Raw genomic sequence first — 22,907 nt, forward strand, 5'->3', positions numbered from 1 at the left:
ACCGCGCATGTCCATCGACACCGCCATCAGTCTGTCCAACGCGCCGGTCGGGTCGGCGCTCGCCTGCCACGAACGTGGCACGTGGAGCCGCGCGCCGCAAACCAACGAAGCGACGCTGCTCGTTCGCAAGCTGCGCGGCCTACGCGCCATGGTCGCCGTGCTGGAATGCGACTCGGTCGCACGCGCTGCGCGCATGCTCCATCTGTCGCAGTCGGCCGTTGCGCGCTCCATCTCCGACATTGAAGCCGAACTGGGCTTCCCACTGTTTCATCGCAGCGGACGCGGCTTGATTCCGAACGCCGCCGGTCAGCGCCTGGGCGTGCGTGCCACGCGTGCGCTCGCGGAACTGGCCAACGGTTATCGCGAAGCCTTCGCGGCCACGGCGTCGCAGGCCGACGGCGGCGCGCGCGCCGCGAGTCGCTTCGCCGCCGTGGTCGCACCGCAGCAACTCACCAGCTTCATCGCCGTGGCGGAACTCGGCAGCGGCCCGCTCGCGGCGAACCGTCTGCAATGTTCGCAACCGACGATCCAGCGCAACCTCGACCAGCTCGAAGACCTCATCGGCATCAAGCTGTTCCGGCGCACACCGCGCGGCACGCGTCTGACCGACGAGGCGCAGGCGCTGCTCGGTCCGGTCAAGCGGGCGCTCGCGGAACTGGCGATTGCGGAAGACGAACTCGCGCCGTTCGGCGGGCGTCAGCAGGGCACGGTGATCGTGGCCGCGCTACCGCTGTCCAGCGGTTTCCTGCTGCCCAAGGCCATCGACAGCCTGTTGTACAAGTCGCCCTACCTGACGGTGACGGTCGTCGACGGCACGTATGAAGCGCTGGTTCGCCAGTTGCGCCAGGCGGACGTCGACATGATCGTCGGCGCATTGCGTGCGAACGACGTGCCGCCGGACATTCGTCAGGAAGCGCTGTTCGAGGATCACCTGTCGGTGGTCGCCCGTGCAGATCATCCGTGTCTCGCGCCGGGGCATACCCCCACGCTGGCTGAACTCGCCCAGTACGGTTGGGTGAGCCCGCTGCCGTGTACGCCGGCGCGCGGTGTATTCGAACGGGTGTTCAACGCGGAGGGGCTGGCGTTGCCGCAGACACAGGTCCACGCGAGCAGTTCACCGGTGGTACGCGGACTCCTGTCGTCGAGCGACCGGTTGGCGTTGCTCTCGCCGGTGCAGATCACCTCGGAGTTGCGCACCGGAGAACTCGCTGTCGTGCCGGTGCCGTTGCAGCACGCGCGCCGCTCCATCGGCGTGGCGACACGCCGTGACGGGCTGCTGTCTCCGGCCGCCGAGCAACTGCTCGACGAGTTGCGGGCGCTTGCGCCGACGATGCAACACCCGACCTGATCCGACGCAAGCCGACGCATCTTTCGCGGCATTACGACGTCGCTTGCGCACCACTTGCGGCAACGCATGAACGAGCGCGGCGAAAATCGCCGAATTCGCCATGAGTTGCATTTCTCATCTGCTTCGCTCGCGAACCATTTCCGGCCCGCGATTCCCGTCTTGACGACTTCCCGCCGCGCCTTGTGCGGCGGGCGTTCCATCCCGGGAACGTTGCGTGTCCCGCAGCGCGAAATTCCCCTCGCAAAAAACGTCACATTACGTAGGGGAAAGCACGGGGATATACGAAAAACGCAACGCTCGACGCGGGAGTTTCATTCGACGTCTCTATTTCGGCTGCCTAAGCTGTTCCGGACATATTGAAAAGGTGCGCCCCCCCGGCGCGCCACATCAAAAAACGGAGCGGCGCTCGACGCCGACGAGGAGACGACACCATGATGAAGCGCCATCTCTGGCTCGCTGTGGCTCTTGCGAGCGTTTGCCAATTCACCGCTGTCTCGGCACGCGCCGAAGAAATCAAGATCGGCGTGCTCGGCCTGTTCTCCGGCTCGGCATCGTGGTGGGGTACGGAATACCGTCGCGGCATCAACCTGTGGCTCGAGCAGAACAAGAACAAGGTCGGCGACGACACGCTCGTGATCCTGGAGCGCGACGAAGGCGGCGTGAACCCGCAGCGTACGCGTCAGCTAGCGCAGGAACTCGTGGTGCGCGACCAGGTGCAGTACCTGTTCGGCGGCTCGTTCACGCCGAACGTGCTGGCCATGGCCGACGTCGTGAACCAGACGAAGACGCCGCTCGTGATCGGTAACTCGGGCACGTCGAGCGTCACGCTCAAGTCGCCGTACTTCGTGCGCACGGGCTTTACGCAATGGACCGTGAGCGTGCCGCTGGTCGAATACGCCGCGAGCAAGGGCGTGAAGAATGCCGCCATCGTGGTGGCCGACTTCGCCACGGGCTACGACGCCATCGACGCCTACAGCGAGACCTTCAAGAAGTCCGGCGGCAAGATCGCCACGGAAGTGAAGGTGCCGCTGGGCACGACCGATTTCTCGAGCTACCTGCAACGCGTGAAGGACGCCAAGCCGGACGCCGTCTTCATGTTCATGCCAGTCGGCCCGATGTCGGCAGGTTTCGTGAAGGCCTTCAAGGAGCGTGAGCTCGACAAGGCCGGTATCCAGCTCTTCGCCACCACGGAAACGATGGAATCCGACCTGCCCGCCATCGGCGACAGCGCACTGGGTACCATCACCGCGCTGCACTACTCGCCGTTCCTCACGTCGCCGGAAAACACCGCGTTCGTGAAGGCTTACAAGGCCAAGTACGGCCCGGGCGCGCTGCCGTCGATCGCATCGGTGTCGGCCTATGACTCCATGACCCTGATCGCACAGATGATCAAGGCCACCAAGGGCAAGAAGGACGCCGAGAAGGCCATCGCCGCAGTGAAGGGCTATGCCTGGACCAGCCCGCGCGGCCCGGTCTCGATCGATCCGAAAACCCGTGAAATCGTGCAGAACGTGTACATCCGTCGCGTGGAAACCATCGACGGCAAGCTCGGCAACAAGCCCATCGAGACGTTCAAGTCGGTGGTCGAGCCGTGGCACGTGAGCCATCCGCAAGTGGCAGCCAAGTAACACAGGCGACGTCATTCAGTTTGTTCGGTTTCGGTAATTCGTCATGACGCAATCGCTTGCCACTTTCCTGTCGTTGTCGATCGACGGTGTGGCCTACGGGATGCTGCTGTTTCTCATCTCCGTGGGCCTCACGGTCACGCTGGGCGTGATGCGCGTGGTCAACCTCGCGCACTCCGCTTTCGCCATGATCGGCGGTTATTTCACTTTGTGGGCCATGCAACGCGCCGGGCTCGACTTCTTTGTCGCGCTGCTCGTCGGCGTGGCCGGCACGATGGTGCTCGGCGCCATTCTCGAGCGCACGCTGTATCGCTGGGTCTACACGGCCAACGGTCTGGGGCAACTGCTCATGACGATCGGCCTCGCGTTCATCATCTGCGCGATCGCCAAGCATATGGCCGGTACCGAACTGCAAACGATTCCGGTGCCGCAGGGACTGCGCGGTACGTGGGATCTGGGCGCTTTCTCGGTGTCGGTGTATCGCATCTTTGCACTCGTGTGCAGCGCCGTCGTCGCACTGGCGATCTGGTGGGGCCTGGAGCGCACGTCGTTTGGCGCAAAGCTGCGCGCCGCGGTCGACAATCCGCGCATGGCGCGCTGCGTCGGTATCGATGTGCCGCTCGTGTTCTCGATCACGTTCGCCATCGGCTGCGGCCTGTCGGGTCTCGGTGGTGCACTGTCGAGCCAGATCCTGCCGCTCGAGCCGTATTACGGCCTGAAGTATCTGGTGCTCGTGCTGATCGTGGTGGCCGCCGGTGGTCTGGGCAGCCTGCGCGGCTCGCTCTACGCTGGCTTGCTGCTCGGCCTGATCGATACGCTCGGTCGCTACTACGTGCCCGCGCTGGGCGCGTTCATGATCTACCTGGCCGTGCTGGCCATTCTGCTGATCCGCCCGCAAGGGTTGGTCGGTCGTGCGTGAGCGGAGGGTGACGATGTCGCAAACGAATCCTTCCCAAGCCCTGGCTGGGGCAACGCAAGTCGTGCCGGCACTGCGCCGCAAGCGCCTCGGCATGCTCGACGTCGTACTGCTGCTGGCCGCCGTCGCGACGTATTTCTTCGCCGATCTGTATCTCGCGCTCGCCACGAGCGTGCTGATCATGATCATCTTCGCGCTCTCGCTCGATCTCGTGCAGGGCTACTGCGGTATCGAGACGCTCGGCCACGCCGCGTTCTTCGGTAGCGGTGCGTATGCTGCCGGCCTGTTCGCGTTGCATGTGTCGCCCGATCCGTTGCTCGGTCTCGTGGCGGGTGCAGTGGTCGCAGCCGTGGTGGGTCTCGTCACCGGCGTTGTGGTGCTGCGCGTGAGCGGGCTCACGCAGATCATGCTCACGCTCGCATGCGCCACGTTGCTCTTCGAGGCGGGCAACATCGCCAAGTCGATCACGATGGGCGACGACGGCCTGACCGGCTACACCATCGCCCCGGTGCTGGGTCTTTTCGAATTCGATATCTACGGCCACACGGCGTATCTGTACGCGCTTGCCGTGCTGCTCGTGGTGTACCTGTTCACGCAGTTCCTCGTGAACTCGCCGTTCGGTCTCACGGTGCAAGGCATTCGCGAGAACGCCATGCGCATGTCGCTGCTTGGCGTTCGCGTGGGTCTGCGCCGTCTGATGCTGTACACGCTGGCTGCCGCCGTCGCCGGCGTGGCGGGAGCGTTGTCCGCGCAGGTCAACAACATCGTGGCGCTCGATACGTTGTCGTTCACGCTTTCGGCCAACGTACTCGTCATGCTGGCCCTGGGCGGCACCGGACGTCTCTATGGCGCTGTCCTCGGTGCGGTGGTCTTCATGGTGCTGTCCGACCGTATCGCCGCCATCGATCCGACGAACTGGCTCGCCGCGCTCGGTGTGCTGCTGATCGTGGTGGTGCGCTTCGCACCCGACGGGTTGATCGGTCTGGTGGATCGTCTCACGGCGCGTGTGCGCCGCCCGGCCGCCAAGCCGGTGTCCGCGCCCGAAGCGGTCGTCAGCAAGGAAACGTCCACGTCGTCGAAGGAAGGGGAGGTGACGCCGTGAGCGCTGCACTCGAAATTCAAGGGCTGTCCAAGCGCTTCGGCCAACTGGACGTGACCCGCAACGTCAATCTGTCGCTGCCGGTCGGCGCGCGGCACGCGCTGATCGGACCGAACGGCGCGGGCAAGAGCACGTTGATGAACCTGCTCACGGGCGTGCTCAAGCCGAACGCGGGCGTGGTGCGCGTGGGCGGCACCGATGTCACGTCGATGCCCTCGCACAAGCGCGTGAAGCTCGGCCTGGCGCGCACGTTCCAGCTCAATACGCTGTTCGACACGCTCACCGTGGCGGAGAACGTCGCGCTCGCGCTGACCTCGCGACGCGGTCTCGACGGACGCATCGGCAAGCCGCTGGCGAGCCGTCCGGCGGTCGTGGAAGAGGCGGCTGAACGTTTGCGTGAGCTGGGCATGCTCGATCTCGCGGGCAAGCGCATCAACGAACTCGCCTACGGCCAGCGCCGTCAGGTGGAGATCGCGCTCGGCCTCGCGCTCGACCCGAAGGTGCTGCTGCTCGACGAACCTGTCGCAGGGGTGCCGTCGGGGCAGGGGCGCAAGTTGTTCGAACTGCTCGAACGCCTGCCCGCCGATGTGGCGGTGATGGTCATCGAACACGACATGGATCTGGTCTTCCGCTTCGCGCGCCGTATCACGGTGCTTGTCGAAGGCGCGGTGCTGATGGAAGGCGAGAAGGACGAAGTGCGCAGCGACCCGCGCGTGCGCGATATCTATCTGGGGCGTCGCCATCATGACTGACATCCTGCTCGAAGCCGGTGGGCTGAGCGCCGGCTATGGCGAAACCATCGTGCTCGAAGACCTGAGCCTGCGTGTGGCTGCGGGCGAAGCCATCGCCATTCTTGGCCGCAACGGCGTGGGCAAGAGCACGTTGTTGCTGAGCCTGCTGGGGCTGACCACGCGCCACGGCGGTGTCGTGCGCTATCGCGACGACGACATCTCGGCGTGGCCGGCGTACAAGCGCGCCCGCGCCGGTCTGGCGCTCGTGCCGCAGGAGCGCGAGATCTTCAAGTCGCTCTCCGTCGAGGAAAACCTGCAGGTCTCGGCGATGAGCGACGGCAAGGACGACTGGACGCTGGAGCGCGTGTACGACCTGTTTCCGCGTCTGCACGAGCGACGCCGCAACCTCGGCAATCAGCTTTCGGGCGGCGAACAGCAGATGCTCGCCATCGGCCGTGCACTGATCGGCAACCCGCGCGTGATTCTGTTCGACGAACCCTTCGAAGGGCTCGCGCCGGTGATCGTCGATCAACTGGTCGACGCGTTCTGGAAGCTGCGCTCGGACGGTGGCATGGGCGTGGTGCTCGTGGAGCAGCACGCGGAGCTGGGGCTGGAGTTGACCGACCGCGCGTTGGTGCTCGACCGGGGCCGCGAGGTCTGGGCCGGGCGCAGCAGCGATCTCGCCGCGTCGCCGGAATTGCTCGGCACGCTGGTCGGGCTGGAAAGCGCCTGATCGCGAGTCGCGTCACAGGACCCATCGGCATCAAACGGCATCACGTAAAGACAGAAAGAGCGCAAGGGCTTCACACAAATGAGCACAACACAGAACACCCAAACCCAGGGATTGGCCGGCCTGGTGGTCAGCGCCCACTCGGCGGATTTCGTCTGGCGCGCGGCAGGCACGATTGCCACGCACGTCGCCCAGGGCTATCGCATGAAGATCGTCTGCCTGTCGTTCGGCGAGCGCGGTGAATCGGCCAAGCTGTGGCGCAAGGGCGCCGAGATGACCGAAGCGAAGGTCAAGGCAGCGCGTCGTGAAGAAGCACAGCGTGCCGCCGACATCCTCGGCGCGGAAATCGAATTCCTCGATATCGGCGACTACCCGATGCGGGTCTCCGACGAGACGCTGTTCCAGCTCGTCGACATCTATCGCGATGTGCAGCCGTCGTTCGTGCTGAGCCACTCCGAGAAGGACCCGTACAACTTCGACCACCCGCTGGCGATGCACGTTACGCAGGAAGCGCGTGTGATCGCGCAGGCCGAAGGTCATAACCCGGGTCAGAAGATCATCGGCGCGCCGGCCGTGCTCGCGTTCGAGCCGCACCAGACCGAGCAGTGCGAATGGATTCCGAACACCTTCGTGGACATCACGCCGGTGTGGGACAAGAAGCGCGCCGCCATCGAATGCATGGCCGGTCAGGAACACCTCTGGGATTACTACACGCGTGTCGCCTTGCAGCGCGGCGTGCAGGCCAAGCGCAACATCGGCATCACGGCCGCGCGCGACATCAAATACGCGGAAGGCCTCATGCGCCTCACGCCGACCGTTACGGAGCAACTGTCATGATTCGCGGCGTCGTCGTTCGTCAGATTCCCCGTGTCGATGCAGCCACGCTCGAGGTGCTGCGCAATGCGGGCAGCGCCACGGTGCACGAAGCCCAGAGCCGCCTCGGCCTGATGGCCACCTACCTGCGCCCGATCTATCGCGGCGCGGCGGTGGCCGGTAGCGCCGTGACGGTGCTCGCACCGCCGTCGGACAACTGGATGCTGCACGTTGCCGTGGAGCAGGCGCAGCCGGGCGACATCGTAGTGGTCGGTGTGACGTCGCCGTGCGACGACGGTTACTTCGGCGATCTGCTCGCCACGTCGATGAAGGCGCGCGGTGTGGCCGGGCTGATCATCGACGCCGGTTGCCGCGACATTGGCACGCTTACCGAGATGCAGTTCCCGGTGTGGTCGAAAGCCATTTCGTCGCAAGGCACGGTCAAGGAAACGCTCGGCTCGGTGAACGTGCCGGTCGTGTGCGCCAACCAGATCGTGAATCCGGGCGATGTGATCGTCGCCGATGACGACGGCGTGGTCGTGGTGCCGTTCGCCACCGCACAGGCGGTAGCGAAGGCGGCCGCCGCGCGTGGTGCGGACGAAGCGTACAAGCGCGGTGTGCTCGCGGGCGGCACGCTGGGTCTCGATTACTACAAGATGCGCGAGCGTCTTGCCGCGAAGGGCTTGCGCTACGTCGACTCGCTCGACGAGCTGCAAGGCCAGTGAGGGTCGCGACTTGACCGACATGAAGCATTCCCAGACGCGCATTCGCGCCGCAGTCATGCGCGGTGGCACTTCCAAGGGCCTGTACTTTCTCGCCGAGGATCTGCCTGCGGACGCCGCCACGCGTGATGCCGTGCTGCTCGCGGCAATGGGGTCGCCCGACGCGCGCCAGATCGACGGCATGGGCGGCGCCCATACGCTCACGAGCAAAGTCGCCATCGTGTCGCGCGCCACGCGCCCGGACGCCGATGTCGACTACCTGTTCGCACAGGTGGTGGTCAACGAAGCGCGTGTCGACTACGGACAGAACTGCGGCAACCTCCTCGCGGGGGTGGGGCCGTTCGCGATCGAGCGGGGGCTTGTCGCCACGACGGGCGACGTGACGGACGTCGGCATTCACATGGTCAACACGGGGCAGGTGGCGGTCGCCACGATCCAGACCCCGGGCGGCGTGGTGAAGTACGACGGCGACGTGGCCATCGACGGCGTACCCGGCACGGCCGCGCCGATTCCGCTGATGTTTCGCGATACCGCAGGTTCGTCCTGCGGCGCGCTGTTCCCGACGGGCCAGCGTCAGGACGTTGTCGAAGGCGTCACGGTGACGTGCATCGACAACGGCATGCCGCTCGTGCTCATGCTTGCCGAGGATCTGGGATGCACCGGCACCGAGTCGTGCGAAGCGCTGGAGTCGGGGGCCGACTTCCGGTCGATGCGCGAGACCATCGAAGCGATTCGCCTGGCCGTCGGGCCGCGCATGAATCTGGGCGACGTGCGCTCGCGCACGGTGCCGAAAATGTGTCTGGTGTCGCCGCCGCTAGCCGCTGGTGCACTCTCGACGCGTTGCTTCATTCCGCATCGCTGCCACACGTCGATCGGCGTGCTGGCCGCGGTGAGCGTGGCGACGGCTGCGGCCTTGCCGGGCACCGTCTGTCACGAGATGGCGGTGGTGCCCGAAGGCGATGCACCGCTGTTGTCCATCGAACACCCCACCGGCGAATTCACCGTCCGTCTGGCGCTCGGCCGCGATGCCGACGGCGCGCTCGACGTGACGGGCGCGGGCCTGCTGCGCACGGCGCGCTGGCTCTTCGACGGCGAGGTGTGCATACCGTTTCATGTCTGGGCGCAGGGAGGGAAGCCATGAGCATCGAACGTCCCCCGTTGCTCATGCTTCCCGGCTTGCTCTGCGACCAGGTGGCATGGGCCGCGACCGCGGCACTGCTGCCGCAATACGATTGCCGCGTGCCCTCGTGGGGCATGCTCGACACCATCGGGGCCATGGCCGAGCACGTGCTGGCCACCACGCGCGAGCCGCAATTTGCGCTGGCCGGTCATTCGATGGGCGGCCGTGTGGCGCTCGAAGTCGTGCGTCGTGCGCCGCAGCGCGTGACGCATCTCGCCTTGCTCGATACGGGCTATCAGGCATTGCCCGACGGTGAGGCGGCCGAGAAGGAGCGCGCCGGACGCGCCGCATTGCTGGCGCGCTCGCGCGAGCACGGCATGCGCGCGATGGGGCAGGTGTGGGCCACCGGCATGGTGCACCCCGATCGGATCGGCTCGCCGATGTTCGACGCCATTCTCGACATGATCGAGCGCAGCAACCCGGACCAGTTCGCCGCGCAGATCCATGCGTTGCTCGGGCGGCCCGATGCGACGTCGCAGTTGAGCGCCGTGCGGTGTCCGACCCTCGTGCTGTGCGGTCGTCAGGACACGTGGAGTCCGCTCGCCCGTCACGAAATCATGGCCGGACTGATTCCCGGCGCCGTGCTGCATGTCGTCGAGGACAGCGGTCACATGAGCCCGATGGAGCGCGCGCAGGACGTGGCCGGTGCCATGCGCGCGTGGCTCACGCAGACGGAGGCTCGCGAGGCATGACACAGGACACGATGCAGGTTGATCAGTACACGCCGGACGCCTTGCTTGCCAAGCAGGCCTGCTACGACCTCGTGGTGCGCTTCGCCGCGTGCAACGACCGGCGCGATCCGCAGGGGCTGGGCGCGCTGTTTGCCGAGGACGGCGTGCTGGTGCGTCCGAGCGGCGACACGCTGGTGGGGCCGGCGGCGATTGCGGCGGCGTATGCCGATCGCCCGGCAGACCGGATCACGCGACATCTCGTCGGCAATGTGCTGATCGATGTCACGTCGGCGACGCACGCGACCGGCAGCAGCACGGTGCTGCTGTGGAGCGCCTCGGCGCAGGACACGCCGGGGCCGTTCGGCCGTCCGGCACAGGGCCGTCAGGTCATGGGGGAATTCGAAGACACGTTTGTGCGCACCGCGCAGGGCTGGCGTATCGCGCGCCGCGAAGCGCGTTTCACTTTCGTACGCGAGGCGTGAGGAAAATCAGCCCCTCGCTTCGCTAACGCAGTCCGCGCCACAAGACGACGGGGACAGGTGCCGAATGGGTCATCCAGGAGGCGGCACCGGTCACCCGGCAGGGCAAGAAGGGCAGTGCAGGCAGTGAAAGGCAGTACCGGCAGTACCCGAGGCGGCCGTAGTGCCGTCCCAAAAAAGGCTGGACCGGCTTCTCGCCAGTTCGGAGGTTGTTGTTGAGGGGCAACCCTCTTAGCTGTGTATTTCAAAAACAAGGGGACAGAAGTGAAAGTGAAACACGCATTGGCCGCAGGCCTGATGCTGGGTGCAGGCCTGGCTCACGCGCAAAGCAACGTGACGCTGTACGGGATCGTCGATACCGGTATTGCGTATTACAACAACGCCGCCAACGGCGGCAGCTTCATCGGCGAGCCGACGCTCACCGGTAAAGTGCCCTCGCGCTTCGGCTTCAAGGGTGTCGAAGATCTGGGCGGCGGTCTGAAGGCCGTCTTCACGTTGGAAAACGGCTTCCAGCCGGGTACCGGTAGCCTGAACTACGGCGGACGTCTGTTCGGTCGTCAGGCCAACGTCGGTCTGTCGGGTTCGTGGGGTACGTTCCTCATCGGCCGTCAGAACAACATGACGTTCTACGTCACGGGCAACGCCGACGTGATCGGACCGTCGATCTTCTCGCTGGCCAGTATCGACCCGTACATCGCCAACGCACGTAGCGATAGCGCCGTCGGTTACATGGGCAAGTTCAGCGGCGTGACGGTCGGCGCCACGTACAGCTTCGGGCGCGATGCGTCGAGCGCCGGCGGTCCGTCCGCCACGAACTGCGCGGGCAACGTTGCGGGCAACTTCCAGGCCTGCAAGCAGTTCACCGGCCTGCTCGGCTACGACTACGAGAATTTCGGTATTTCGGCTTCGTATGACCAGATGCGCGGCAATACGGGCGCAGCGGCACCGCTCACCAGCTCGAACTACACCGACTCGCACTCGGTCATCAACGCGTACTACAAGTGGTCGACGGGTCGCGTGGGCGGCGGCTGGATTCACCGCAACGTGAGCGCCGACGCCGCATCGCTGCGCTCGGACATCTACTTCCTGGGCTTCACCTACATGCCGACGATCACCTGGGCGTTCGACGCACAGGCCATTCGTTACCAGTTGAAGAGCAAGGCTAACGCCACGATGCTCATCGGCCGCGCAACGTACTCGCTCTCGAAGCGCACGTCGCTGTATGGCATGGCAGGCTGGGTGGCGAACAGCCAGAACGGCGCTGTGGCGATTGCCGCAGGCGGTTCGGTCGTCACCGGTGGCAACCAGTTCGGTACGATGCTGGGCATTCAGCACACGTTCTGATCGGGCGTTTCTCTTAACGCCAGAAAACGCGGCACTGCGTGCGTCGAGCGCGTGTGAAACGTCCGGGGGGGCGAATCACACGTAACGCAGTGCTGCGTCACTCCCTGTTGCGCGGCATGCGACGTGGTGGCGGTGTCGCGCACGCCGAGAGAGTGATCCGGCAGACGTCGTGCGGCATGACCGTGCGCAGCCGAACATTCCCCGAGCTGTGCCATAGCGCATGATTTTCCTGCCCGGCCTGGGTGACGTGGAAGTGAGTTCCCGGGCCGCATTTTTTCCCTCTCCGTATGACCAAATCGATGGCTTCCGGCGCTCCGCTTTCCGAAGGACTGGCCGCGAATGCCCGGCGCATTGCCGTGCCGTCCATTCTGCTGGGCACCTTCCTCGGCAACCTCGACGCTTCCATTGCCAACGTGGCGCTGCCGACCATCGCGCGCGATCTGGTGGCAGATCCCGCGTCCACCGTCTGGGTCGTCAACGCCTATCAACTGATCTTCGCGATGGCCGTGCTGCCGCTCGCCGCGCTTGGCGAGAAGCTCGGCTATCGTCGCGTGTTCCTGTTCGGTGTCGCGGGCTTCACGTTGTCGTCGGTCGGCTGCGCGCTGGCGCCGAACCTCGCGTGGCTGGTGGCCGCGCGTGTGGTGCAGGGGCTGTGCGGTGCCTGCATGTCGACGATCGTGCCCGCGCTGCTGCGCATGGTTTTCCCGCCGAACATGGGCGGACGCGCCATTTCGCTGCTCGCTCTTACCGTCGCGCTCTCGACGGCGGCCGGTCCCAGTGTGGCCGCCGTGATCCTGTCGCTGGGCGACTGGCGCTGGCTGTTTGCCATCAATCTGCCGATCGGGGTGCTCGCGTTTGCGGCGTCGTACAAGTTTCTCCCGCTCACGCCCGGTGCCGAGCGGCGCATCGACGTGCCCGGCGCATTGCTCAACGCGGCGGCGCTGGCGCTCGTCATCATCGGTCTGGGACACGTCGGCGAGGCCGGACACCACGGCGTGGCGGCGTTGCAGATCGTGCTGGGGCTGGTCGTGGCGTTCGTGCTGGTGCGTCACCAACGCACGCGCGCAGCCCCATTGCTGCCGCTCGACCTGATGCGCGTGCCGGTGCTGGCGCTCTCGTCGCTGACATCGGTCGCGTGCTACATGTCGCAGACGCTCTCGTACGTGGGCATGCCGTTTCTGCTGCAGCACACGCTCGCGCGCAGTGAAGCGGTGACCGGACTGCTCATCACGCCGTGGCCGCTGGTGATCGTGTTCATTGCACCGTTGGCGGGACGGCTGTCCGATCGCTTCGACAGCGCACGCATGAGCGCACTCGGCCTCGGGGTGTTCGCGGTGGGGCTGGCGTCGCTTGCGTGGATGCCCGCCGACGCCGGCGACTGGGCCATCGCGGCGCGCATGGCACTTTGCGGGCTGGGCTTCGGCTTCTTCCAGACCCCCAACAACCGCATCATCATGATGGGGGCGCCGCGCGAGCGCAGCGGGGCGGCGAGCGGACTGATGACGATCGCCCGCACGGTCGGCATGACGCTGGGCGCCGCCGTCGTGGCGCTGCTGTTCGACGTGTACGGCGACGGCGGTGCCCGTGCCGCGATGGTGACGGCGACCGCACTCGCGGCGCTGGGCGGGGCGGTGTGTCTGATGCGTGCGAAGGTCACGCCGCACGCTGCCTGAGTGCCGGGCGCCGGCCGTCGGCCGGACGGCCGGATGTCGTAAGGGGCCCGCGGAATTGTCAAAGCGGGTCGTGCGCGCTAGCATCGTGCCTTGCCGTGGCCGTCGCGCGCCCGGGCGGGAGACGCTTCCGCCAGTGCTGCGCGGTCAACTTCCCGTATCTGCTCGCATGATTGCGCTATCTCTGTGTCTTCTTCCCATGTTCTGAGTCGCCGCCGTCGCGCGCCGCGCGCGCGCAGCGAACACGGCTCACGTGGTCCGGTCTGGTTGTTCGATCTGGACAACACACTGCACCGTGCGTCGCACGCGATCTTCCCGCTCATCAATCGTGCGATGACGGCCTACATCGTCGACAAGCTGGGACTGCCGCAGGACGAGGCCAATCGTCTGCGCACAAGCTATACGGCGAGGTACGGGGCCGTGCTGCTCGGGTTGATCCGGCATCACGGCATCGATCCGCACGAATTCCTGAAGGCCGTGCATGCGTTGCCGCCGCTGCCCGAGGTGTTGCGCGCCGAACGTGGCATTGCCCGCCTGCTGGCCGGGCTGCCGGGCCGCAAGATTCTGCTGACCAACGCGCCGGCGCATTATGCGTTGCCGATCATCGAGGCGCTGGGCATTCGCCGGCATTTCGAGCGCTGCGTGAGCATCGAGGACATGGCTGACCGACGCGCGTGGCGCGCCAAGCCCGATGCGATCATGCTGCGGCGCCTGCTTGTCCGCGAGGGACTGGCGCCCCACCGCACATGGCTGGTCGAGGACACGCGCTCGCACCTCAAGCACCTTCGGCATTTCGGCATCAAGACGGTCTGGATTACCGGCCATCTTCCGATCAGGAACAGCATTGGTGACGTGATGCCGCGCAGTGGGCGCCCACACTACGTGGATATCAAAGTACAATCTCTGCGCGAGTTACGGGCTCGCCTTGCGACCGGGGCAGGCGCGAGACGTGTCGCCCTAGCCGCCCGACAATCAAATCCCTACCGATAACGACCAGACGATGCAGCAGGAAAATTCTTCGAGCGGTGCCGGCTACGGCGCCGCCGATGCGCTGGAGGCCGCGCCCGCGCCGGTGAAGACAACCCGTCCCAAACCGGGTGAGCGCCGTGTGCAGGTTTTGCAGACCCTCGCGGCCATGCTCGAGACCCCCAAGGGCGAGAAAATCACCACGGCCGCGCTCGCCGCGCGCCTCGATGTCTCCGAAGCGGCGCTCTATCGCCACTTTGCGAGCAAGGCCCAGATGTTCGAAGGCCTGATCGAGTTCATCGAACAGACCATCTTCGGCCTGATCAACCAGATTTCCGCGCAGGATCAGGACGGCGTGTCGCAAGCACGCGCCATCGTGCTGATGTTGCTCGGTTTCGCCGAGAAAAACCCCGGCATGACCCGCGTGCTGACCGGCGAAGCGCTGGTCGGCGAGCACGAGCGTCTGCAGGAACGCATGAACCAGTTGCTCGACCGTATCGAGGCGTCGCTGCGCCAGGTGCTGCGCCTGGCCTCCGCGCAAGGCACGCTGCCCGAAACCTTCGACGCCAATTCGCGCGCCAACCTGCTCGTGTCCTACGTGCTCGGCCGCTGGCACCGTTTCGCCAAGAGCGGCTTCAAGCGCTCGCCGGCCGAAGGCGCGGAGCCGCAAGTCTCGGCGCTGCTGCGCTAAGGCCGGTGGTCTGCGCCCCCCGGCGCAGATTACGTTATACTTTTGCAACCCGCGACGGGGCTGCCGGATCATCGACCGGCCCTGTCGCGACGATTGGCGCGCCGATTTGGTGACTCGCTTGCGGGCGCGCGAATGACTTGGGCACGGGACTCCGTGGGCAGGACATTCACTAAAAATGCGGCTAAAGAGGTCGTTCGCGCACCCCGCCGTTTCTCCGTCGACCCCTTTTCCCGCACAAAACGTTTCAGGACGCCGCTCGTGCGTCGCCATCACGCGACGAACGCCAGCTCCGGCATGTTTCGGACAGGGATTTATGGAATCTTCAATCGGAATCGTCACGCCCCAGCGGATGCATTTCGCTGAGCCACTGGCGCTGCAAAACGGCAGCACCCTCGCAGGCTACGACCTCATGGTCGAGACCTACGGCGAGCTCAATGCCGAGCGCAGCAACGCCGTGCTCGTGTGTCACGCGCTCAACGCGTCGCACCACGTGGCCGGTATTGCCGCCGACAATCCCAAGGACATTGGCTGGTGGGACAACATGGTCGGTCCCGGCAAGCCACTCGACACCAATCGCTTCTTCGTCATCGGCGTGAACAACCTCGGCTCGTGCTTCGGTTCGACCGGGCCGATGAGTCTCGACGAAAGCACCGGCACGCCGTACGGCGCGCGCTTTCCTGTCGTGACGGTCGAAGACTGGGTCAACGCGCAGGCGCGCGTGGCCGACGCCTTCGGCATTCGCAAGTTTGCCGCCGTGATGGGCGGCAGCCTCGGCGGCATGCAGGCGCTCGCGTGGAGCATCATGTACCCCGAGCGTGTAGGGCACTGTCTGGTGATCGCGTCCACACCGAAACTCTCGGCACAGAACATTGCGTTCAACGAAGTGGCGCGCTCGGCCATCCTGTCCGATCCGGATTTCCACGGCGGCGATTACTACGCACATGGTGTGGTGCCGCGTCGCGGACTGCGCGTGGCGCGCATGATCGGTCACATCACCTATTTGTCCGACGAGGACATGGCGACGAAATTCGGTCGCGCATTGCGCCGTGCCGAAACCCTCGTCGACGGTGTGAAGCATGGCAACGGGCAGGACGACGGCTACCGCTTCAGCTTCGACGTGGAATTCGAGGTGGAGTCGTACCTGCGTTACCAGGGCGACAAGTTCGCCGAGTATTTCGATGCGAACACGTACCTGCTGATTACGCGCGCCCTGGACTACTTCGACCCGGCGCGTACCGTCGGCGGCGATCTCGCGAAGGCGCTGGCGCACACGACGGCCAAATACCTGATCGTCTCGTTCACGACCGACTGGCGGTTTGCGCCGGCGCGCTCGCGTGAAATCGTCAAGGCGCTGCTCGATACGCGCCGCACCGTGAGCTATGCGGAGATCGACGCGCCGCACGGGCACGACGCCTTCCTGCTCACCGACTCGCGCTATCACAATCTGGTGCGCGCCTATTACGAACGTATCGCCCAGGAGGTCGGGGTATGAGCCAGTCCACCGTACCGGCCAACAGCGCGCAGGCCGCGCAACTGGCGGCATCGCGCGATCGCATTTCGGCGTCGCTCTCGGAGCGCCCGGACTTTCGCGTCATCGCGCGATGGATCGAACCGTCGTCGCAGGTGCTCGACCTCGGGTGCAGCGACGGCTCGCTGCTGCGCTTGCTGATCGATGAACTCGACGTGAGCGGCTACGGCGTGGAGATCGACGACGCCGGCGTGCTCGCCTCCGCGCAACGCGGCATCAACGTCCTCCAGCAGAACATGGAAGACGGCCTGAAGCTGTTCGAGGATCAGAGTTTCGACACGGTCATCCTGTCGCAGACGCTGCAGACGATTCACCGCACGGCGGACATTCTGCGCGAGACGGTTCGCGTGGGACGCGAAGCCATCGTGTCGTTCCCGAACTTCGGCTATTGGCCGCATCGGCTGTCGGTGTTGCAGGGGCGCATGCCGGTGTCGAAGAGTTTGCCGTTCCAGTGGCACAATACGCCGAACGTGCGTGTGCTCACGATCAAGGATTTCGAGGCGCTCGCCCCGGAAGTCGGCGTGAAGATTCTCGATCGCGCAGTCTTGCACAATGGCCGACTCGTGTCCGTGGGCGCGAACTGGCGTGGTAGTCTTGCGGTCTATCGCGTCAAGCGTTCCTGAACCGACGGCAACTGGCGGGGGCAGCGAAGCGCCGCGCTCCCGACCGGTGACGGCAACGGGGGGCGGGTGCCGCGCACCGCAGGCGGCTGGCCCCAATTGACCTTTCCATGACCGATTCGCTGGCGCCCGACGACGGGCGTGTCTTCCACCCCACGCGGATGCTCATCTGCGTCATCCTCGGCTTCACCTCCGGCCTGCCGCTCTTCATTCTGCTCAATCTCGTGCAGGCGTGGTTGCGCAGCGAACAGGTGGATCTCAAATCGATCGGTCTGTTCGCTCTCATTCAGTTTCCCTATACGTGGAAGTTTCTGTGGGCGCCGCTCATGGATCGCTTCGCACCCAATCTGTTCGGCTGGAAGCCGGGACGACGCCGCGGCTGGATGTTCGTCACGCAGTTGCTGGTGGCGGGGGTGGTGGCCATCATGGGGACGTATTCGCCGCAACGCGATCTCATGACGATCGCCGCCCTTGCGGCGGCGCTGGCGTTCTTCAGCGCCAGTCTCGATATTTGTCTGGACGCCTATCGACGCGAGCTGCTGTCGGACCGCGAGCAGGGCCTGGGCACCGCCATGCACGTGAACGCGTATAAGGTGGCGGGTCTCGTGCCGGGGTCGCTGGCGCTGATCATGGCCGACCATCTGCCGTGGTCGCAGGTGTTCTTCTTCACGGCGGCGTTCATGCTGCCCGGCATCGTGATGACGCTGGTGGTGAAGGAACCCGAGATTCGCGGCACGCCGCCGAAGACCTTGCGCGAGGCAGTCGTGGAGCCGTTTCACGAGTTCGTCACGCGCGGTGGATGGTCGCAGGCGCTGCTCGTGCTGGCGTTCATCTTCCTGTACAAGCTGGGCGATTCGATGGCGACGTCGCTGGCCACGTCGTTCTATCTGGATCTCGGCTTCACGAAGACGCAGATCGGTGTGGTTGCCAAGGCCACGAGCCTGTGGGCGAGTGTGGCGGGCGGCATCATCGGCGGGATCTGGCTGATCAAGCTCGGCATCAACCGCGGGTTGTGGGTGTTCGGTGTGCTGCAACTCGTGTCGGTGCTGGGCTTCGCGTGGCTCGCGGAAGCCGGTCCGGTGGTGGCGGGGCTGGGTGCGGTGATCGCGTTCGAAGCGTTCACGGCCGGGTTGGGCACGGCGGCCTTCACGGCCTACATCGCACGCACCACGGACCCGCGCTACACGGCAACGCAATTCGCTTTGTTCACGAGCCTCGCGTCGGTGCCGCGCACGTTTGCCAACGCGGGCACCGGCTATATCGTGGACGGCGTCGGCTGGCTCACCTTCTTCCTGATCTGCACGGCGCTCGCACTGCCGGGCATGCTGCTGCTGCCGAAGGTCGCGCCCTGGGGCGCTGACGACGACGACGGCGACGGTGTCCCGGCGAAGTCGGCGGCGACCGGCTCACGCTAACGACAAAGGGGCGCTGTGAAGCGCCCCCTTTTGCTTGCTGCTCATACCGCAAGCGTGTCGCTTATGCCGCGCGGGAAACAGGCGTTCCGTGATGCCCGGAAAGCTGGGGGGAAGGGAAGCGGCACGTTGCGGCGTTGCTCGTCCGCGTCCCGCCACGGTATTACAGCGCGTGATCGTAGTCGACGGTCAACGGGGCGTGATCACTGAACTTGATGTCGCGGAACACCGACGTGGTCTTCGCCTTGCCTGCGATGCCGGCCGTGGCGATCTGGTAGTCGATGCGCCACCCGACGTTCTTCGCATACGCCTGACCGCGGTTGCTCCACCACGTGTACTGGTCGGCGCGCGGGTCGAGGGTACGAAAGACGTCGACATAGCCGTGGTCGTCGAACAGTTGCGTGAGCCACGCGCGTTCTTCGGGCAGAAAACCGGAGTTCTTCAGATTGCCCTTCCAGTTCTTGATGTCGATTTCCTTGTGGGCGATGTTCACGTCGCCGCACAGCACGACTTCGCGACCGGCGGCCTTGAGCGCAAGCAGATGCGGCATGAAGTCGGCCATGAAGCGGAACTTGGCGGCCTGACGTTCTTCGCCGCTCGAGCCCGACGGAATGTACACAGAGATCACCGACAGATCGCCATAGCGCACTTCGACGTAGCGGCCTTCGGCATCGAATTCCGAATTGCCCCAGCCGATCACGATGTCGTCGGGTTCGCGTCGCACGTACACGCCGGCGCCGCTGTACCCCTTCTTCTCAGCGTAGTGGAAGTAGCCCTGATAGTCGTGCGGCTTGAGGAAGTCGGGCGTCATGTCCGGCAATTGCGCCTTGATCTCCTGCACGCACAGAATGTCGGCGTCCTGATTGCCGAACCATTCGAAAAAGCCTTTCTTGGCGGCCGATCGCACGCCGTTCAGATTCGCGGTAATGATGCGCATGAGTGTCGGAGGGCCGCGCTCGTGGCGCGGCCTGGGGGAAGAATGTCAGCGGCAAGGATACCGCAATCGCCGGCTCGCGTCGGACCGGGCCGGCCGCGCAGCGGCGATGTCAGGTTCGGCGGGCGCCGCCCGCAATGGCGGCCTTGGCTTCGCCGTCGCCGCCCGGGCCCAGAATATCGCGGGCGAGTGCGAGCCAGCGTCGGGCCGCGTGCGAAAGATAGGAATCGCGCCGCCACGCCATGGCGAGATCCCATGGAATCTCCGGGTCGCGCACGTCGACAATCACGAAGCGCTTCGGATCGAGACGCGCGCAGAACGGCTCGGGCAACAGCGCGACGCCCACACCGTTGTCCACCATCGATGCGATGAAGTCCCACTGACTGGAGCGACCGGCGATCTTCGGCGTGAACCCCGCGCGGCGGCACGCCGCAATCACCAGTTCGGACAACGCGAAGCCTTCGCCGTAGAAGACGAACGGCTCGTCGCGCAATTCGCCGAGACCCACGGAGGCGCGACCGTCCCAGCGCGAGTCGCGGGGCGCGATCAGCCGCAGTTGATAGTGGCAAACGGGCAGCACGTCGAGAATCGTGGGATCGACCGGCAGCAGCACGGCGCCCAGCTCGATATCGCCCGCCAGCAGGGCCTGTTCGATAGCCCGTGACCCGGTCTCGAACAGCTTCATCTCGATGTCCGGGTAATGCTGGTGGAATGCGCCGATCACCGGAATGAACAGGTCGCCGCCCAGTGGCGGAATGCCGATCGACAGTTCGCCGCGCGCGACCGTTTCGAGATCCGCCAGCTCCTGCTGCAACCGGGCGTAGGCCGCCAGCACGTCCTGGCCCCGCTCGAAGACGACGCGTCCGGCGTCGGTCAGTTGCAGCCGACGCCCCATGCCGCGCTCCTCCCGCAACATCAGGGGCGTGCCCAGCTCGTCTTCCAGCGCCTTGACCATCTTGCTGACCGTCGGCTGGGTCACGAACAGGGCTTCGGCCGCCGCCGTGAAGCTCTGCTGTCGCACAACTTCCACAAATCCTCGCAACGCGCGCAGTTCCATCTTGGGTCACTCGCTTGCACCGTTTTGGTGCCGTTCGGCGGAAAGCCCCGTCGTACCGGGCTTTCTCATGCACGATTAGGGTTAATACTTAAATTATTCCAATTTGGAATCGTTTTGATGATGCTAATTCATTATATTTATGTTGCGGTGCTTCCTATACTGCTACCCATATTGATGTAAACCCTAGGGAGCCCACCATGACCAAGATGATCGCCAGCCGTCTGTACAGCCGTAGCAAGCGTGTTGTCGACGTCGTGTGGCAAATCGCGCTCCTGACCGGCATCTATCTGGTTGCCGATGCTGCATCGCGACATTTTCATCTGCCGCTGCCGGGCGGCGTGCTCGGCCTGCTGGCTGTCGTGGCGCTGCTCATGAGCGGCGTGCTGAAGACGGAGAAGATCAAGCGCGGCGCCGACTGGTTTCTTGCCGAGATGATCCTCTTCTTCGTGCCGATGGTCGCGGCCGTCATGCAATACACCGATCTGCTGCGTCACGAGGGCCTGCAACTGCTCGCCGTGATCGGCGTGGGCACGGTGCTCGTGATGGTCTCGACGGCGCTGGCGGTGGACCTTGCCTGCCGCGCCGAGCGTCGCATGAAGCGCGCGCTCGTTCGTATTCCGGCCCGCCGTGCGCATGCGCACGACGCGCGCTGAAGCCTTTGATGCGTGGTGCGCCTGTCGATCCTGCGACGGCGCCCGCTAGCACCTGCCGAGTCTTGCCATGAATCATACGGCGCTCCTGCTGCTCGTTCTGACGGTCGTTTTCTATTACGTGTCGAAGCGTCTTTACGCGCGCTTCGGCAAGGTGTGGCTCGGCCCGGCGATTCTCGCGCCGGTGCTGCTCATCATCGTGATGGTCGGCGGCGACATCTCGTACACCACCTACATTTCCGACTCGCGCTGGCTCGTGTGGCTGCTCGGCCCCACGACCATCGCTTTTGCGGTGCCGATCTATGAGCATCGCGACATCATCCGTCGTCACGCCTTCGCGCTGACGGTCGGGGTGCTCGTGGCCATGATCGTGGCCGTCGGCAGTTCGTTCCTGCTGGCACGGCTGTTCCAGCTGCCGCCGGAGATGGCGCGCAGCCTGCTGGCGCGTTCGATCTCCACGCCGTTCGCGCTGGCGGTCTCCGATCAGGTCGGTGGCTCGCGCGATCTGGTGGGGCTGTTCGTCATCATCACCGGGTTCATCGGGATGCTGCTCGGCGAGGCGCTGCTGTCGTGGCTGCCGTTGCGTACCCGCATGGCGCGCGGCGCCCCGTTCGGCGCCGGTGCGCATGGCTTCGGTACCGCCAAGGCGCGCCAGATCGGTAGCGAGGAGGGCGTGGTGGCCAGCCTCGTCATGATGATCAACGGCATCGTGATGGTGTTTGCCGCCCCCTTGCTCACGCATCTGCCGCTCTGAGCGGCGGGCTGTCTCGCCGCCGTCATCTTTCCCGTCAAAAATAACCCTTCGGACGTGGCCGCCGCCCCGACGGCGCGCGTCAGTTTTGCTACAATGCCGGGATCTTGAGGAGCGTTGCGACAGCCGGAGTGCTGCCAGGCTCAAGATCCTTCCTATTGGCCCCGCCGGCCGCCGGTTTTCCCCCGGATCGTTGGCGAGTGGGCCCCGAGAACGGCGCTCACGTCCCAACTATCTAGACATTTAGAGAAAGGAGGCGTGATGAACGCCGTAGTCGATTCGAAATTCTCCGATTTCCACGTTGCCGATATCAAGCTGGCCGATTGGGGCCGCAAAGAGCTGACCATCGCCGAGAGCGAAATGCCGGGTCTGATGGCCACGCGTGCCGAATTCAAGGCCAGCCAGCCGCTCAAGGGCGCGCGCATTGCCGGCTCGCTGCACATGACCATCCAGACGGGTGTACTCATCGAGACACTGACGGCGCTGGGCGCTGAAGTGCGCTGGGCCTCGTGCAACATCTTCTCCACGCAGGATCACGCGGCGGCCGCCATCGCTGCCGCCGGCATTCCCGTGTTCGCGTTCAAGGGCGAGTCGCTCGACGAATACTGGGAGTACAGCCATCGCATCTTCGAATGGCCGAACGGCGAGTTCGCCAACATGATTCTCGACGACGGCGGCGACGCCACGCTGCTGCTGATTCTCGGCAGCAAGGCCGAGAAGGACATCTCGGTCGTGGGCAACCCGACCAACGAAGAAGAAGTCGCGCTGTACGCGTCGATCAAGCGTCACCTGGAAGTCGATCCGCAGTGGTACAGCAAGCGCCTGTCGCAGATCAAGGGCGTGACGGAAGAGACCACCACGGGCGTGCACCGTCTGTACCAGATGGAAAAAGACGGCGTGCTGCCGTTCCCGGCCATCAACGTGAACGACTCGGTCACCAAGTCGAAGTTCGACAACCTGTACGGCTGCC

Annotated in this window: 23 protein-coding genes and 1 riboswitch; of the genes, 21 read left to right on the forward strand and 2 right to left on the reverse strand. The window is 65.1% G+C overall.

The window, feature by feature from the left end:
- The first annotated feature begins 7 nt into the window (after positions 1-7).
- The 18 genes from ABWO90_RS18795 (at position 8) to ABWO90_RS18880 (ending at position 18,548) form a co-directional block, all read left to right on the forward strand.
- A complete protein-coding gene (locus ABWO90_RS18795; protein ID WP_353192741.1) occupies positions 8-1,348 on the forward strand; it encodes a LysR family transcriptional regulator in 1,341 nt (446 codons plus the stop codon).
- A gap of 431 nt (positions 1,349-1,779) precedes the next feature.
- Positions 1,780-2,976 carry an ABC transporter substrate-binding protein gene (locus ABWO90_RS18800; RefSeq protein ID WP_353192742.1) on the forward strand — a complete coding sequence of 399 codons (1,197 nt, stop codon included), beginning with the start codon at positions 1,780-1,782 and terminating at the stop codon, positions 2,974-2,976.
- Between the two features lie 43 nt (positions 2,977-3,019).
- Positions 3,020-3,892: a branched-chain amino acid ABC transporter permease gene (locus tag ABWO90_RS18805; protein ID WP_353192743.1), complete on the forward strand. Its 873-nt coding sequence runs from the start codon at positions 3,020-3,022 to the stop codon at positions 3,890-3,892.
- A gap of 13 nt (positions 3,893-3,905) precedes the next feature.
- Positions 3,906-4,991 carry a branched-chain amino acid ABC transporter permease gene (locus ABWO90_RS18810; protein ID WP_353192744.1) on the forward strand — a complete coding sequence of 362 codons (1,086 nt, stop codon included), beginning with the start codon at positions 3,906-3,908 and terminating at the stop codon, positions 4,989-4,991.
- Positions 4,988-5,740 (forward strand): ABC transporter ATP-binding protein, encoded by a 753-nt coding sequence (locus tag ABWO90_RS18815; protein ID WP_353192745.1) that lies wholly within the window; start codon positions 4,988-4,990, stop codon positions 5,738-5,740. The genes ABWO90_RS18810 and ABWO90_RS18815 overlap by 4 nt, the downstream gene beginning before the upstream one ends.
- Positions 5,733-6,452 carry an ABC transporter ATP-binding protein gene (locus ABWO90_RS18820; protein ID WP_353192746.1) on the forward strand — a complete coding sequence of 240 codons (720 nt, stop codon included), beginning with the start codon at positions 5,733-5,735 and terminating at the stop codon, positions 6,450-6,452. The genes ABWO90_RS18815 and ABWO90_RS18820 overlap by 8 nt, the downstream gene beginning before the upstream one ends.
- A gap of 78 nt (positions 6,453-6,530) precedes the next feature.
- On the forward strand, positions 6,531-7,286 hold the full coding sequence (locus ABWO90_RS18825; RefSeq protein WP_353192747.1) for a PIG-L deacetylase family protein: 756 nt from the start codon (positions 6,531-6,533) through the stop codon (positions 7,284-7,286).
- Positions 7,283-7,987, forward strand: coding sequence for a 4-carboxy-4-hydroxy-2-oxoadipate aldolase/oxaloacetate decarboxylase (locus ABWO90_RS18830; RefSeq protein WP_353192748.1), 705 nt, complete (start codon positions 7,283-7,285; stop codon positions 7,985-7,987). The genes ABWO90_RS18825 and ABWO90_RS18830 overlap by 4 nt, the downstream gene beginning before the upstream one ends.
- A gap of 19 nt (positions 7,988-8,006) precedes the next feature.
- Entirely contained in the window at positions 8,007-9,125 is a 1,119-nt protein-coding gene (locus ABWO90_RS18835; protein WP_353192749.1) for a 4-oxalomesaconate tautomerase, read from the forward strand.
- On the forward strand, positions 9,122-9,856 hold the full coding sequence (locus ABWO90_RS18840) for an alpha/beta fold hydrolase (protein ID WP_353192750.1): 735 nt from the start codon (positions 9,122-9,124) through the stop codon (positions 9,854-9,856). Before ABWO90_RS18835 ends, ABWO90_RS18840 begins: the two co-directional genes overlap by 4 nt.
- Positions 9,853-10,317 (forward strand): nuclear transport factor 2 family protein, encoded by a 465-nt coding sequence (locus ABWO90_RS18845; protein WP_353192751.1) that lies wholly within the window; start codon positions 9,853-9,855, stop codon positions 10,315-10,317. Before ABWO90_RS18840 ends, ABWO90_RS18845 begins: the two co-directional genes overlap by 4 nt.
- Before the next feature lie 294 nt (positions 10,318-10,611).
- Positions 10,612-11,658, forward strand: coding sequence for a porin (locus tag ABWO90_RS18850; protein WP_353192769.1), 1,047 nt, complete (start codon positions 10,612-10,614; stop codon positions 11,656-11,658).
- A gap of 299 nt (positions 11,659-11,957) precedes the next feature.
- Positions 11,958-13,331 (forward strand): MFS transporter, encoded by a 1,374-nt coding sequence (locus ABWO90_RS18855; RefSeq protein ID WP_353192752.1) that lies wholly within the window; start codon positions 11,958-11,960, stop codon positions 13,329-13,331.
- A 183-nt stretch (positions 13,332-13,514) separates the two neighbouring features.
- Positions 13,515-14,318 carry an HAD-IA family hydrolase gene (locus tag ABWO90_RS18860; protein WP_353192753.1) on the forward strand — a complete coding sequence of 268 codons (804 nt, stop codon included), beginning with the start codon at positions 13,515-13,517 and terminating at the stop codon, positions 14,316-14,318.
- Positions 14,319-14,328: 10 nt separating this feature from the next.
- Positions 14,329-14,985: a nucleoid occlusion factor SlmA gene (slmA, locus tag ABWO90_RS18865; RefSeq protein WP_353192754.1), complete on the forward strand. Its 657-nt coding sequence runs from the start codon at positions 14,329-14,331 to the stop codon at positions 14,983-14,985.
- Between the two features lie 313 nt (positions 14,986-15,298).
- Positions 15,299-16,477, forward strand: a complete 1,179-nt coding sequence (metX, locus tag ABWO90_RS18870; RefSeq protein WP_353192755.1) for a homoserine O-succinyltransferase MetX — start codon at positions 15,299-15,301, stop codon at positions 16,475-16,477.
- A complete protein-coding gene (metW, locus tag ABWO90_RS18875) occupies positions 16,474-17,136 on the forward strand; it encodes a methionine biosynthesis protein MetW (RefSeq protein WP_353192756.1) in 663 nt (220 codons plus the stop codon). The genes metX and metW overlap by 4 nt, the downstream gene beginning before the upstream one ends.
- Before the next feature lie 107 nt (positions 17,137-17,243).
- Positions 17,244-18,548, forward strand: a complete 1,305-nt coding sequence (locus ABWO90_RS18880; RefSeq protein WP_353192757.1) for an AmpG family muropeptide MFS transporter — start codon at positions 17,244-17,246, stop codon at positions 18,546-18,548.
- 160 nt (positions 18,549-18,708) lie between these two features.
- On the opposite strand, the gene ABWO90_RS18885 is transcribed toward ABWO90_RS18880, so the two are convergent.
- Positions 18,709-19,482 (reverse strand): exodeoxyribonuclease III, encoded by a 774-nt coding sequence (locus tag ABWO90_RS18885; protein ID WP_353192758.1) that lies wholly within the window; start codon positions 19,480-19,482, stop codon positions 18,709-18,711.
- A 109-nt stretch (positions 19,483-19,591) separates the two neighbouring features.
- On the reverse strand, positions 19,592-20,536 hold the full coding sequence (locus ABWO90_RS18890) for a LysR family transcriptional regulator (protein ID WP_353192759.1): 945 nt from the start codon (positions 20,534-20,536) through the stop codon (positions 19,592-19,594).
- 197 nt (positions 20,537-20,733) lie between these two features.
- Here ABWO90_RS18890 and ABWO90_RS18895 point away from each other — a divergent pair, with 197 nt between their 5' ends.
- The 3 genes from ABWO90_RS18895 to ABWO90_RS18905 form a co-directional block, all read left to right on the forward strand.
- Positions 20,734-21,189: a CidA/LrgA family protein gene (locus ABWO90_RS18895; RefSeq protein WP_353192760.1), complete on the forward strand. Its 456-nt coding sequence runs from the start codon at positions 20,734-20,736 to the stop codon at positions 21,187-21,189.
- Between the two features lie 67 nt (positions 21,190-21,256).
- Positions 21,257-21,940, forward strand: a complete 684-nt coding sequence (locus ABWO90_RS18900; RefSeq protein WP_353192761.1) for an LrgB family protein — start codon at positions 21,257-21,259, stop codon at positions 21,938-21,940.
- Positions 21,941-22,040: 100 nt separating this feature from the next.
- Positions 22,041-22,166, forward strand: a riboswitch (S-adenosyl-L-homocysteine riboswitch).
- A 32-nt stretch (positions 22,167-22,198) separates the two neighbouring features.
- Positions 22,199-22,907 (forward strand): adenosylhomocysteinase (locus ABWO90_RS18905; protein ID WP_353192762.1); only part of this gene is annotated, 709 nt, incomplete at its 3' end.

Origin of the sequence: Pandoraea pnomenusa (genome assembly GCF_040391475.1) — a bacterium.
In the GTDB taxonomy this organism is placed as follows: Bacteria; Pseudomonadota; Gammaproteobacteria; order Burkholderiales; family Burkholderiaceae; genus Pandoraea; species Pandoraea pnomenusa_C.

Excerpts from the sequence above, each read along its gene's own strand:
- ABWO90_RS18795 (WP_353192741.1), top strand. The coding sequence starts at position 8 with ATGTCCATCGACACCGCCATCAGTCTGTCCAACGCGCCGGTCGGGTCG.
- ABWO90_RS18800 (WP_353192742.1), top strand. The coding sequence starts at position 1,780 with ATGATGAAGCGCCATCTCTGGCTCGCTGTGGCTCTTGCGAGCGTTTGC.
- ABWO90_RS18805 (WP_353192743.1), top strand. The coding sequence starts at position 3,020 with ATGACGCAATCGCTTGCCACTTTCCTGTCGTTGTCGATCGACGGTGTG.
- ABWO90_RS18810 (WP_353192744.1), top strand. The coding sequence starts at position 3,906 with ATGTCGCAAACGAATCCTTCCCAAGCCCTGGCTGGGGCAACGCAAGTC.
- ABWO90_RS18820 (WP_353192746.1), top strand. The coding sequence starts at position 5,733 with ATGACTGACATCCTGCTCGAAGCCGGTGGGCTGAGCGCCGGCTATGGC.
- ABWO90_RS18825 (WP_353192747.1), top strand. The coding sequence starts at position 6,531 with ATGAGCACAACACAGAACACCCAAACCCAGGGATTGGCCGGCCTGGTG.
- ABWO90_RS18830 (WP_353192748.1), top strand. The coding sequence starts at position 7,283 with ATGATTCGCGGCGTCGTCGTTCGTCAGATTCCCCGTGTCGATGCAGCC.
- ABWO90_RS18835 (WP_353192749.1), top strand. The coding sequence starts at position 8,007 with ATGAAGCATTCCCAGACGCGCATTCGCGCCGCAGTCATGCGCGGTGGC.
- ABWO90_RS18840 (WP_353192750.1), top strand. The coding sequence starts at position 9,122 with ATGAGCATCGAACGTCCCCCGTTGCTCATGCTTCCCGGCTTGCTCTGC.
- ABWO90_RS18845 (WP_353192751.1), top strand. The coding sequence starts at position 9,853 with ATGACACAGGACACGATGCAGGTTGATCAGTACACGCCGGACGCCTTG.
- ABWO90_RS18850 (WP_353192769.1), top strand. The coding sequence starts at position 10,612 with ATGCTGGGTGCAGGCCTGGCTCACGCGCAAAGCAACGTGACGCTGTAC.
- ABWO90_RS18855 (WP_353192752.1), top strand. The coding sequence starts at position 11,958 with ATGGCTTCCGGCGCTCCGCTTTCCGAAGGACTGGCCGCGAATGCCCGG.
- slmA (WP_353192754.1), top strand. The coding sequence starts at position 14,329 with ATGCAGCAGGAAAATTCTTCGAGCGGTGCCGGCTACGGCGCCGCCGAT.
- metX (WP_353192755.1), top strand. The coding sequence starts at position 15,299 with ATGGAATCTTCAATCGGAATCGTCACGCCCCAGCGGATGCATTTCGCT.
- metW (WP_353192756.1), top strand. The coding sequence starts at position 16,474 with ATGAGCCAGTCCACCGTACCGGCCAACAGCGCGCAGGCCGCGCAACTG.
- ABWO90_RS18880 (WP_353192757.1), top strand. The coding sequence starts at position 17,244 with ATGACCGATTCGCTGGCGCCCGACGACGGGCGTGTCTTCCACCCCACG.
- ABWO90_RS18885 (WP_353192758.1), bottom strand. The coding sequence starts at position 19,482 with ATGCGCATCATTACCGCGAATCTGAACGGCGTGCGATCGGCCGCCAAG.
- ABWO90_RS18890 (WP_353192759.1), bottom strand. The coding sequence starts at position 20,536 with ATGGAACTGCGCGCGTTGCGAGGATTTGTGGAAGTTGTGCGACAGCAG.
- ABWO90_RS18895 (WP_353192760.1), top strand. The coding sequence starts at position 20,734 with ATGACCAAGATGATCGCCAGCCGTCTGTACAGCCGTAGCAAGCGTGTT.
- ABWO90_RS18900 (WP_353192761.1), top strand. The coding sequence starts at position 21,257 with ATGAATCATACGGCGCTCCTGCTGCTCGTTCTGACGGTCGTTTTCTAT.